The 12,056-nt window shown below is 67.7% G+C and carries 8 protein-coding genes; 6 read left to right on the top strand and 2 right to left on the bottom strand.

Annotated features, from left to right (window positions below):
- The first annotated feature begins 93 nt into the window (after positions 1-93).
- The 5 genes from AC5RU7_RS03945 (at position 94) to AC5RU7_RS03965 (ending at position 9,290) form a co-directional block, all read left to right on the top strand.
- Positions 94-2,664, top strand: a complete 2,571-nt coding sequence (locus AC5RU7_RS03945) for an Ig-like domain-containing protein (RefSeq protein ID WP_494051146.1) — start codon at positions 94-96, stop codon at positions 2,662-2,664.
- A gap of 137 nt (positions 2,665-2,801) precedes the next feature.
- Complete coding sequence (locus AC5RU7_RS03950; protein ID WP_494051147.1) at positions 2,802-3,824, top strand: extracellular solute-binding protein; 1,023 nt, start codon at positions 2,802-2,804, stop codon at positions 3,822-3,824.
- Positions 3,821-5,512: an ABC transporter permease gene (locus AC5RU7_RS03955; protein WP_494051148.1), complete on the top strand. Its 1,692-nt coding sequence runs from the start codon at positions 3,821-3,823 to the stop codon at positions 5,510-5,512. Before AC5RU7_RS03950 ends, AC5RU7_RS03955 begins: the two co-directional genes overlap by 4 nt.
- Complete coding sequence (locus AC5RU7_RS03960; protein ID WP_494051149.1) at positions 5,509-6,675, top strand: ABC transporter ATP-binding protein; 1,167 nt, start codon at positions 5,509-5,511, stop codon at positions 6,673-6,675. Before AC5RU7_RS03955 ends, AC5RU7_RS03960 begins: the two co-directional genes overlap by 4 nt.
- 41 nt (positions 6,676-6,716) lie before the next feature.
- On the top strand, positions 6,717-9,290 hold the full coding sequence (locus AC5RU7_RS03965; protein ID WP_494051150.1) for an AMP-binding protein: 2,574 nt from the start codon (positions 6,717-6,719) through the stop codon (positions 9,288-9,290).
- Positions 9,291-9,329: 39 nt separating this feature from the next.
- On the opposite strand, the gene AC5RU7_RS03970 is transcribed toward AC5RU7_RS03965, so the two are convergent.
- Positions 9,330-9,689: a VOC family protein gene (locus tag AC5RU7_RS03970; RefSeq protein ID WP_494051151.1), complete on the bottom strand. Its 360-nt coding sequence runs from the start codon at positions 9,687-9,689 to the stop codon at positions 9,330-9,332.
- A 226-nt stretch (positions 9,690-9,915) separates the two neighbouring features.
- Complete coding sequence (locus tag AC5RU7_RS03975; protein ID WP_494051358.1) at positions 9,916-11,334, bottom strand: MFS transporter; 1,419 nt, start codon at positions 11,332-11,334, stop codon at positions 9,916-9,918.
- Between the two features lie 309 nt (positions 11,335-11,643).
- On the opposite strand from AC5RU7_RS03975, the gene AC5RU7_RS03980 reads away from it, so the two are divergent.
- On the top strand, positions 11,644-12,033 hold the full coding sequence (locus tag AC5RU7_RS03980) for an Hpt domain-containing protein (RefSeq protein WP_494051152.1): 390 nt from the start codon (positions 11,644-11,646) through the stop codon (positions 12,031-12,033).
- The last annotated feature ends 23 nt before the right edge of the window (positions 12,034-12,056 follow it).

Raw genomic sequence — 12,056 nt, forward strand, 5'->3', positions numbered from 1 at the left:
TGGGCACAGGTAAGGCGGGGGGATGATCATCCGACTGTTCATCGCCGGCGCCGGCCCGATCTGCGGCTCTACACGTTACTGACAGCGCTCCTGGTGGTCTTGGGCGGCGTCCTGGTGGCACCCGTTCCGGCGAGTGCTGAAACAGGGGATGTGGGGGTTGAAGGTCCCTCGCATGCGGGAACGGGAACGCCGACGGGTACCAAGCGCGCGAACAGTTCCCTGTGGTTCAACGACGGGACCTGGTGGGGGAACCTGTGGAACGCTGCCACCTCAGATTTTGAGATCTTCCGGTTCGACCCGGCGACGAACTCGTGGGCCAGTACCGGAGTGATGACCGAAACGCGGGCAAATACGCATCATGACGTGCTGTGGGACGGGAAAACCCTGTACGTCGCCAGCTACCGGTTCGTAAACGACGGGCTGCCGGCCGAGCCGGGATTTCCAACGAACATGCGCCGCTACAGCTACGACGTCGGCGCAGATAAATATACGCTGCTGGGTTCCACGCAAATCAACAACTCCAAAGTTGAACTCCTGACCATCGACAAGGATTCGACCGGACGGGTATGGGCCACGTGGCAGCAGGGCAACCAGATCTACCTCAATGTCACCGGCACGGACGGCGCCACGTGGGGAACCCCGTTCGCGCATCCTTCGGCGCTCGGCAACGTTTCCGTGGACGACACGTCGGCCCTGATCGCGTTCGACGGAAACAAGATGGGCCTGATGTGGAGCCGGCAGATCGGGGATGCCACCGACGGCGTCTACTGGAGCTACCACATTGATGGAGCGGCGACCTCAGAGTGGACCGCGCCTGTTGCAGCCGTGTCCGGGCTGCGCAGCGGTGACGACCACATCTACCTGAAATGGCTGGATGCCTCCGCCGGCGGAAGGGTTTTCGCTGCCATCAAAACGTCCTATACATCTGCGTCCCAGCCGTCGATCCAGCTGCTGGCATTGAACGGCACCACGTGGAGCGCGCACACCATAGCGACGGTATCGGAATGTCCCAACCGAGTGATCATCCTGATCGATGAATACGCGCAGAGGGTCCGCACCTTCGCCACCTACCCGAAGCCCAGTGGCACCACGGAGGCCGGGGTGTGCAGCACCTCCGGCGGAGCGATCTACGAGAAGTCCACGCCGCTGGACACTATCAGCTTCACTACTGAGAAGACGGCCCGCATCGTGGATGCCGACCAGTATGCGCACAACGTGACCTCGACCAAGCAGAACGTCAACAGCGCGGCCTGGGGAACTGCCAACAGCGGCCTGCTGGTGCTCGCCGATGTGAATGCCACAAGCCGGTACTGGCACTACTTTGACCCCACCGGAGGCACCGGCGGCAGCACTGACACCACGCCTCCAACGGTGACGGCCACGGCTCCCGCTGCCGGTGCCACCGGCGTGACAGTGACGGCGAATGTGACGGGGACATTCTCGGAGGGCATGGACGCGGCGACGGTTACGTCGAGCACGTTCATGCTGCGTGCAGGCACGACGGCGGTGCCGGCCACTGTGACGTACAACGGCACGGACAGGGTTGCGACGTTGAACCCCGGTGCGGACCTGGCGGCCGGCACTCAATACACGGCGACGATCAAGGGTGGCAACAGCGGGGTGAAGGACGCCGCCGGCAACGCGTTGGCAACTGACAGGACGTGGACTTTCACCACGGCCGCAGCCGGGCCCGTGCAGTCCCCCATCGCCGCCAAGGCGGAGTCTCTGAACGGCGCCCTTGGAGCAGCCACCACGCCGGAGGTGTACGGTCTCAAGGACAACGGCGGATATCAGTGTTTTGAACGCGGCTGCATCATGTACTCGCCGGCATCAGGCGCCCACGTCACCCTGGGCGCGATCCGTGAGAAGTGGGCGTCCACAGGATTCGAAAACGGCACGCTGGGCTACCCGGTCACCGACGAAATTGGCGGCCTCAAGGACGGTGGAGTCTTCCAGAACTACCAGGGCGGCGCGATTATCTACTCGCCGGCAACCGGGGCCCACATCTCTGTCGGGCCAATCCGTGAGAAGTGGGCGTCCACAGGGTTTGAGAACGGCGCGCTGGGCTACCCGGTCAGCGACGTCGTAGGCGGACTCAAGGACGGCGGGGCCTTCCAGAACTACCAGCGCGGCAGCATCATCTACTCGCCGACGGCAGGGGCCCACATCTCCATCGGCGCAATCCGCGAGAAGTGGGCGTCCACAGGATTCGAAAACGGCAGGCTCGGCTATCCTGTCACCGACGAAATTGGTGGCCTTAAAGACGGAGGGGTCTTCCAGAACTACGAGCGAGGCGCCATCATCTACTCGCCGACAACAGGTGCCCACATCTCCATTGGGGCAATCCGCGACCGGTGGGCAGCCACGGGCTTCGAAAACGGCAGGCTCGGCTACCCGGTCACCGACGATATAGGCGGCCTCAAGGATGGCGGGGTCTTCCAGAACTACCAGGGCGGCGCCATCATCTGGTCTGCGAAGACCGGGGCCCAGATCTCCGTCGGGGCCATTCGCACCATCTGGGCCTCCACCGGGTACGAATCGGGCCGCCTCGGCTACCCCACAAGTGGTGAATACGCCACAGGCAATGACGGAAGCGTGGCCCAGGACTACCAGGGTGGCGTCATCCATGTGGGCCCGGGCGGTTACCACATTGCCTGGCGGTAAGCGGTAGGGAGGAGCTCGAAGCAGCACGGGGGTCCCGCAAGTTAATAATTTCAAGGTAATACGCCGAATTAAGATAGCCTTACCTTGCTAAATTACCTTGCGGGAACCCCGCCCCCATGTGAGAAGAGCCCCCCTCCGTGCCCATTCGACGCCTGATCGCAGCCACCGCAAGCTTTGCCGCCGTCGCGGCCGCCCTGACAGGCTGCGGCATCATCGGCGGCCAGCCGGCCGATCTTCAGATCTACTCCGCACGCCACTACGACCTTGAGGGCGCGTTCGGTGAGTTCACCGACGAGACCGGCATTTCCGTGGAGTTCATCACCGGCGACGACGCAGAGCTCCTGGAACGCCTCAAGGCCGAGGGCGAGGACAGCCCGGCTGACGTGTTCATGACCGTGGACGCCGGCAACCTGTGGAACGCCGCGCGCCAGGACGAACTCGCCGCCGTCGACTCCGCCGCGCTTAACGAGGCCGTCCCCGAGGACCTCCGCGACCCGCAGGGCCGGTGGTTCGGCCTGGCCATGCGGGCCCGCACCGTCACCTACAACCCGGACACCGTGGATCCCGCCGAGTTCGACGCCGCGGACACCTATGCCGGACTGGCCGATCCCAAGTGGAAGGGACGGCTGTGCATGCGCGATTCCACTTCTTCCTACACCCAGTCGCTGGTGGCCAGCCTGATCGACCTGCACGGCCGCGAAAAGGCCCTGGAGATCGCCAAGGGCTGGGTGGCCAACGAGGTGCAGATCATGAGCAACGACGTCCTGCTGCTGGAAGCCATCGACGCCGGAACCTGTGACGTGGGCATCAACAACCACTACTACCTGGCCCGCACGCTGGAGGAGAAGCCGGACTTCAAGGTGGACCTCCACTGGGCCAGCCAGCAGGGCGCAGGCACCCACGTCAACATTTCCGGCGCCGGCCTCGTCGCGGGTTCGGACAACGCCGAGGACGCCCAGCGGCTCATCGAATGGCTCGCCACCAAGGGACAGAACGCGTTCGTGGACGCCAACCACGAGTTCCCCGTCAACCCCGCGGCCAAGCCCGAACCGGTCATCGCAGGATTCGGTGAGTTCAAGCGGATGCCGCTGAACGCTGAAGCCTACGGCGACCTCAACGCCGAAGCAGTCGACCTGCTCGCCGAGGCCGGATACAAATGACCGAAACGGCGGTCCTCGCGCAGTCGAGGGCGCCGAAGCGCCGTCCCGGCCGGACGGCCGGTGCCGGCCGCCCGGCGTGGTCCGCCCTGGTGGCCCTGGTGGCCGCCGTGGTTGCCACGCCCGTACTCGCCGTGGTCCTCGACGGCCTTGGCAGCCTGGGCAGCACCGCGCCCCCGCGCGGACTTGCCGGCATGGTGACCACCACCCTGCTCCTGATGGGCGGCGTGGCCGCGGGATCGCTGCTGGTGGGTGGCGGCCTGGCCTGGCTGGTGACCGCCTACCGTTTCCCGCTGCGCAATGTCTTTGTCTGGCTGCTGGTCCTGCCGCTGGCCGTGCCCGCCTACATCCTGGGCTTCGTATTCCTGTCCGTCTTCGACGTGTCCGGACCGGTGCAGTCGGCCCTCCGCGGCTTCCTGGGCGCGGACATCTGGGTGCCCGAAGTCCGCTCCCTTCCGGGCGCCGTGCTGGTGATGTCCCTGTCCCTCTACCCCTACGTCTACCTGCTGGCCCGCACGGCGCTCCTGGAGCACTCCCCCGGCACCTATGACGCGGCCCGCACCCTCGGCGCCGGGCAGGGCCGGACGCTGCGCCGGGTCCTGCTCCCGCTGGCCCGGCCGTCGCTGGCCGCCGGCATGTCCCTGGTGATGATGGAGACGCTGACGGACTTCGCCACCGTGCAGTACTTCAACGTCCAGACCGTCTCCGTGGGCGTCTACCTGGTCTGGAAGGGCACCTTCAACTTCCATGCGGCCACGCAGCTGGCGGTCCTGGTCCTGCTGTTCGCCGTCGCGGTCCTGGCTGCCGAGCGGGCACTGCGCGGCCGGGCGCGCTACCACCGGCAGGGCGGCCGCGGGCAGGGCCTGCAGCCCAAGCGGCTCGAGGGCGGCCGCGGCTGGGCAGCCACGGCCTTATGCACGGCAGCCGTCAGCACCGGCTTCCTGATCCCCGTCATCCAGCTCCTGGCCTGGGCCATCGGCGGAGCGGCCAAGAACCCGGGCTTCCTGGCAGATCCCCGTTTCGGCGAGTACATCCTCAACACGCTCCTGGTCGCCGCGGTCACCGCCGCGGCCTGCGTTGTCCTGGCGATGACGGTGGGACACGGAGTGCGCCTGAACGGCGGACGCTTCGCCTCCTCCGCGGCACAGGTGACCACGTTCGGCTACGCAGTCCCCGGCGCCGTGGTGGGCATCGGCGTGCTCATCTCCTTCGCCGCGCTGGACACCGCCCTGGAGCGGGCCGGTGTTCCCGGCGGCACCGGACTGCTCGTGACCGGCTCCGTGCTGGGCATCCTCTACGCCTACGTGATCCGGTTCCTCGCCCCTGCCTACCAGGCCGTGGACGCCAGCTTCACCAAGATCCCGGCAACCATCACCTCCTCCGCCCTCAGCCTCGGCGCCGGCCCGCGCCGCGTCCTGGCGCGCGTGCACTTCCCCCTGGCACGCTCCGGAATTGCCGTGGCCCTGATGCTGGTGGCGATCGACGCTGTGAAGGAACTGCCCATCGTGCTGCTCCTGCGCCCTTTCGGTTTCACCACGGCCTCCGTCTGGGTCTATGAGCTGGCGCGGGAAAACTTCTGGGAGAAGGCCTCGCTGCCCGCGCTGGTCATTGTCGCGGCCGCCATCCTCCCCGTCCTCGTCCTTGTCAGGCAGGCCCGCCGGGCTGAGATTGACCGAAAGGCCCGCCCATGACCATCCGTGCGAGTATCAGGGCGCAACGGGCACCGCGTACCGAGAACGACGGCGGGGCTCCCGCTGCGCTGGTGTTTGAAGGCGTCAGCAAGCACTACGGCCCGGCCGTGGGCGTGGAATCCGTGGACCTGGCAATCCCGGCCGGGGAACTGGTGACCCTAATCGGCCCGTCCGGCTGCGGCAAGTCGACCACGCTCCGGCTCGCAGCCGGCCTGGAACGCCCGAACGCGGGCACCATCCGGGTTGCCGGCGACGTGGTTGCCGACCAGCGCCGGTTTGTCTACCCCGAGCAGCGCCGGGTGGGCCTGGTGTTCCAGGACTACGCCCTGTTCCCCCACATGACCGTGGCCGGGAACGTCGAGTTCGGCCTGGACCGGCTGGGCCGCAGCGAGCGCCGGGCCCGGACCGGCGAAGTACTGGACCTCGTCCGGCTCTCCCACCTGGCGGACCGCTACCCGCACGAGCTTTCCGGCGGCGAGCAGCAGCGCGTGGCGCTGGCCCGCGCCCTTGCCCCGCGGCCCGCCGTCGTCCTCCTCGATGAGCCGTTCTCCAGCCTGGACGAATCCCTGCGCGCCCAGGTGCGCCGGGACACCGTGGCGACGCTCAAGGAGGCCGGCACCACCGGCGTCCTGGTGACCCACGACCAGACCGAGGCGCTGTCCGTGGGAACCCGGGTGGTGGTGATGCGCGGCGGCGTCATCGAGCAGGCGGACACACCGGAAAAGGTCTTCGAGCAACCCGCCACCCGCTTCGTCGCCTCGTTCATGGGCGACGCCGATTTCCTCCCGGCCAAGGTGCACCGCGCCCTGCTGACCTGCGAGATCGGCGTGGTGTCAACTGTCCCCGGCTGGGCCGACGTCGATGTCGACGTTGATGTGGTGCTGCGGCCGCACGAGGTGGCGCTGCTCCCCGATCCGGCCTCCCCGGCCCGGGTGTCCGCCGTCGAGTACCACGGCGCGTTCGTGCTGCACTACGTGACGCTGGCCTCCGGGCGGACCCTGCGGTCCTGGCAGCCGCACAGCGTCCGCCATCCGGTGGGCACAGCGGTTGCCGTGACAGTGGCGGCGGGCACCACGCCCACGCTGCTGCTCGGTGACACCGCCGTTACCTCCCCGCCTCCCGGCAGTTCCCTTCGGCAGCGCTCATCCGAGCCTGCAGCTTAGTTAGGCCCTTCCATGTCTCTTCACCCCAGCAGGGCTGCGCTGTGACCGCGCAGCCCGAACTCGCCCGGGTCGCGTTCACCGACCTCGCCCGGCACGGCGGCCGCCCGGCGGTCCTCACCGCTGACGGCGCCGTCACCTACAGCGAGCTTGCAGCCCTGGTGGACCAGACTGCTGCCAGGCTGGGAACCGAACGCCGGCTGGTGGTGCTGGCCGCCGGCAACGACCTGGACTCCCTGGTGGGCTACCTTGCCGCACTCTCGGGCGGCCATCCGCTCCTGCTGGCCCCGGTCGACAAGCCCGAGGCCCTGGCTTCCTTGGTCAACGCCTACGACCCCGACGCGCTGCTGTGGCCCGGCGGCGGCGACGGGACGCCCATGCTCCAGGAGCGTCGGACCGGCACCCGGCATGACCTGCACCCGGACCTGGCGCTGCTGCTCAGCACCTCAGGATCAACGGGTTCGCCGAAACTGGTCCGGCTCTCGCACACCAACCTCTCCGCGAACGCCGAGGCGATCGCCGAGTACCTGCACATCGGCCCGGACGACCGGGCCGCCACCACGCTCCCCCTGCACTACTGCTACGGCCTCTCCGTTGTCAACAGCCACCTGACCCGCGGGGCGGGGCTGGTCCTCACCGACCTTTCCGTGGTGGACCCCTGCTTCTGGAACCTGTTCCGGGACCAGCACGCCACCTCCTTCGCCGCCGTTCCCTACACATTCGACCTCCTGGAGCGGGTGGGGTTCGCGGACAAGGAGCTGCCGCGGCTGCGCTACGTCACCCAGGCAGGCGGGCGGCTGGCGCCCGAGAAGGTCAGGTCCTGGGCCGAGACCGGGCAGCGCCGCGGCTGGGACCTCTTCGTCATGTACGGGGCCACCGAGGCCACCGCCCGGATGGCCTACCTGCCCCCGGACCTGGCTGCGGACCACGCGGAGACCATCGGCGTCCCGGTGCCGGGCGGCACGTTCCGGATCGACCCCGTGGAGGACCTGGCAGACGGGGAACTGATTTACACCGGCCCCAACGTCATGCTCGGCTACGCCGAGTCCCCTGCCGACCTGGCCCTTGGCCGGGAAATCCACGAACTGCGGACTGGGGACCTTGCCCGCCAGCAGGAGAACGGCCTCTACCAGGTGGTGGGCCGGCGCAGCCGGTTCGTGAAAATCGTTGGCCTGCGCGTGGACCTGGGGCAGGTGGAGCGGATCCTCGCCGGCATGGGCATCACCGCGGCCGCGGCCGGCACCGATGACCTGCTCGTCGCCGCCGTCGAAGGCGAGCACGACGGCGGCATGATCGCCAAAGTCCTGGCCGGCAGCCTGGGGCTGCCGCGCGCCGCCGTCGAGGTCCACCCCGTGGAGCAGCTCCCGCGCCTGGCAACCGGCAAGATCGACTACCCGGCGGTCCGTTCCCTGGGCGTGGCTGAGACCAGCCTTGTTCCGGACAGCACCCGGCCCGCCGCGGCTGTCCCCGCAGCTGCTGGTTCCGGGGCGGCGAAGGAAGGCCAGGCCGACATCCGGCAGATCTTCATGGACGCCCTGGAGCGCGAGAGCGTGGCGGATGACGACACGTTCGTCTCCCTCGACGGCGACTCGCTGTCCTACGTGGCGGTCTCTGTCCGGCTGGAAAGCGTGCTGGGGAAGCTGCCCTCCGACTGGCACCTGCTGCCCGTCAAGGAGCTGGAACGCCGGCGCCCGGCACGCAACAAGAGGCGCTTCCTGTCGTTCTTGGAGACCTCCCTGGTGGTCCGGGCGGCGGCCATCGTGTGCGTGGTAGCCACCCATGTGGAGCTGTTCACCTTCCAGACCGCGCACCTGCTCTTCGCTGTGGCCGGCTACAACTTCGCCCGGTTCCAGCTGGCCGAGGAGCGCCTCCCGCGGCTGCGGCGCCAGTTCCGCGGGCTGGCCCGGATCGTGGTGCCGTCCGTGCTGTTCATCGCGGTGGCATACCTGCTGACAGACCACTACACCGTGGCGAACATCTTCCTGCTGAACGCCATGGTGGGCCCGGAGCAGGTGACAACCCAGTGGCACTTCTGGTTCGTGGAACTGCTGTTGTACATCCTGCTGGCGGTGGGAGCGCTGATGGCCATCCCCTGGGTGGACCGGTGGGAGCGCCGTGCGCCGTTCCTTTTCGCGCTGGGCCTGGTGGCCGTTGCGCTGCTGAGCCGGTATGACCTGGTGGATCCCGGCCTGCCCAAGCCCCCGCCCGTGTTCTGGATCTTCGCGCTGGGCTGGGCCCTGGCACGCGCCCGCACCAACCTCCACAGGCTGACGGTATCCCTGATCACCGTGCTGACCCTGCCCGGGTTCTTCAACAGCACGGTGCGGGAGATCACCGTGGCCGCCGGGATCCTGCTGCTCGCGTGGGTGCCGGCGCTGCCGGTGCCAGCCCTGCTCCGCCTGGTGACGGGGTGGCTGGCCGCGGCCTCGCTCTACATCTACCTCACCCACTGGCTGGTCTACCCGGTGCTGCTTCCGGTCAGCCAGGTGCTGGCGGTGGCCGGATCCCTGGTGTTCGGGGTGGGCTACTGGGCGCTGTGCCGGTGGGTGCCTGGGGCCTGGACTGCCCTGAAGACCCGGGGCCGGGGCCGCGTCGCCCTCCCCCGGAGCAGTTCCTGACGCCCGCTCACTTCCGGGCGTTTCCGCCCCACCCCGCGCTCACGTTGCCGGCGGTTCGTGCAGGCCAAAGGCCGAGCCCTGATCGTCCCTGCACAGCTTGAACCTGCCGTACTCGGCGGCGCTGCTGTCGCTGTCGCCCATGTCCGTGTCGTCCACGGAGCCGCCAAGTTCCCGCACCCGTGCGAGCGCCGCGTCCAGGTTGTCCACCTTGAAGAACAGGTAAGGCGACGCACCGGGGTCGCCTCCATGGATGCCCCCTGGGATTCCGGCCTTATGGATGGAGAAGCCGTTACCGGACGGTCCCGGGCTCAGGTCCCAGCCAAAAAGTTCCCCGTAGAATCGTTTGCCCCGCTCGGCGTCCTCCACGCCGATTTCAAAGAACACAGGTTCACCGGACATGTGTGCCTCCTCTGTTTGCATGCTGGAGCAAGAACCCTAGTCCTTTCGTGGCATGCCGGACAGTGGCGGGGAGAATTTCCGGCGAAGTGGGGCACATCGACACGGACACGCCGGGCATCAGGACCTCATCACCGCGGCAGGCGGCCAATGTGCCCCAGGACGGAGAACCAGGAAGTACGACAGCGGCCCGGAGCACGGCGTCGTCCCTCGCCGGAAAGGTGGGGCCTCAGCCCTCAGCGGGCTCGGATGCCTTTGCCTCCTCGGCCGCCTCTGCATACTCGGCCGAGACCCGCCGGTAGACCGGGGTGAAGAATGCCAGCACCGCGGCGATGACCATGATGATCCCGGCCACCAGGAACACCAGGGCGATGCCGCGGGACGTGCCCTCGCCCAGCAGCGGCGCCAGCTGGGCCGCCCCTTCGGTGGACCGCGCGTACGGAATGATCCAGAACTGGGCGATCGGCGCGATCAGGAACGCCGTGATGGGCGCTGCCGCCGACTCGAACGCCATGGCGAAGCCGAACACCCGGCCCTGCTTGGGCAGCGGCACCACCTGCTGAATGACCGTCTGCTCGGCCGCCTCCACCACGGGCACCAGGGTCAAGTACAGCCAGATGCCCAGAACGTACAGCCAGGCCCACTCACGCAGGGTGAACACCGCGCCGAGGAAACCCATCGCCACGACGGCGAAGAGCAGGGTCCGCAGCGGGTTGGCGCCGAGCCCGAACTTGCCGATCAGTGCCCCGCCCACCAGGAACCCGCTGGAGCCAACCGCCAGGAAGATGCCCCACAGCTCCACGGGGAACATCTCCAGGCCGTACGGGTCCATCAGGGCCATGTACACGCCGCCGATGAAGTTGTTGAACGTGGAGAACAGGATCAGCGCGAACAGCCCGCCGATGGCCAGGACTGCGGCGAGGGCACCCCGCAGGTCGAAGCCGCCCTGGGCATCCGTGGCAGCCGCCCGCACTTCCTCGGGCATGTGCAGGGTGAGCAGGTGCGCGAAGGCGAGCGCCGTGAGGACGACGGCGACGGCGATGGTCCAGCCCATGCCCAGCAGCCCCACCGACAGCCCGGACAGCACCGAGGTGACCAGGAACATCAGCCCCTGCACCATGCCCACCATCCCGTTCGCGTTGGCGCGCCGGTCCGGTTCGATGAGGATGGTGACGGTTGTGGACAGGGCAATGTTGCGCAGGTTCTCCACCACGGCGCCCACCAGGATAATCATGGTGAAGAGCCAGAACCAGGGCTGCCCCAGGTCCAGCAGCTGGGCTTCGGGTGTCAGCAGGAACATCACGCCGGACAGTACGAACATCAGCAGCGTGAAGACGGCGGCGAAGCGCATCACGGCCAGCTTGCGGTACCGGTCCACGAACGTGCCAAAGCTGATGCTGGAGAGCGCAATCAGCAACATGTACGCACCGCCCACCACACCGGTTGCGATCACGTTGCGGGTCTCCAGGTACACCCAGAACGTCAGGGCGAACCACAGGTAGCTGGTGGTGATGTTGGCAACCCCCGTGTTGACCAGGATCCCCAGGAACGTGCGGGACCGTTGCTTCGGAGTCCGCACAGACGTATCGACGGCGCCTGGATCGGCGAGGCGCGCGGCCTCGCCCTCCCCGTCCACCGCGTGCGCCATGGCGGGGTCGTCCGATAAGCCTGCCCCGCCGTCGGGAGTAACTGCAGCACGGCCCCCGGCCGGTTCCTGCTCAGTCATGCGTCCCAGTGTAGTGAGAAGGAACCGGCGGCACACGGGGAAAAGCCCCCAATAAATTGGACACGCCTTCCAAGAGGTGGAGCCCCGGCCGGACGGAAAACTCGAGTACCCACTACTCGTGTCCTGCGTACCGCATGGCCGTAGCGTCCTTTCTAGGCCTGGGGGCAGTCAGCGGTTCTTCTTCATGACGGGGAGGAGGGCCACTCGCTCCTGGTGAAGGGACAACTGCCGATGCAGGACGAAAACCTCCCCCGGCCCCTCCTTGACCCGTCCGTGCTCCAACGGCTGCGCGCCGAACTGGACGACGACGAGAGCATCTGGCGGGTCTTCGTGGAGAACTACATCAAGGAACTGCCCATAAGGACCGAGCGCTTGCGGCTGACACTGACCACCGGGGACCTGCGCGGCGCGATGGATGCAGTGCTCAGCCTGAAAACCTCCAGCCAGATGGTGGGCGCCGAACGCCTGGCCGGCCTGGCGTTGAACCTTGAAAAGGGGCTGCGCCAGGACTCCTCCCGCGCCGATCCCGGCGTTGAGCTCCCCCACCTGGCGGCAGCCCACCTGCGGCGGATCATGCAGTGCAGCAAACAGACCATGTATGCCCTCCGTGCGCAGTTCTGACATGGACAGCAAGAGGAGCCCCG

It is taken from the genome of Arthrobacter sp. K410C (assembly GCF_059090105.1).

Coding starts and splice junctions, on each gene's coding strand:
- AC5RU7_RS03980 (WP_494051152.1), top strand. CDS start 11,644: ATGCAGGACGAAAACCTCCCCCGGCCCCTCCTTGACCCGTCCGTGCTC.
- AC5RU7_RS03975 (WP_494051358.1), bottom strand. CDS start 11,334: ATGGCGCACGCGGTGGACGGGGAGGGCGAGGCCGCGCGCCTCGCCGAT.
- AC5RU7_RS03970 (WP_494051151.1), bottom strand. CDS start 9,689: ATGTCCGGTGAACCTGTGTTCTTTGAAATCGGCGTGGAGGACGCCGAG.
- AC5RU7_RS03960 (WP_494051149.1), top strand. CDS start 5,509: ATGACCATCCGTGCGAGTATCAGGGCGCAACGGGCACCGCGTACCGAG.
- AC5RU7_RS03955 (WP_494051148.1), top strand. CDS start 3,821: ATGACCGAAACGGCGGTCCTCGCGCAGTCGAGGGCGCCGAAGCGCCGT.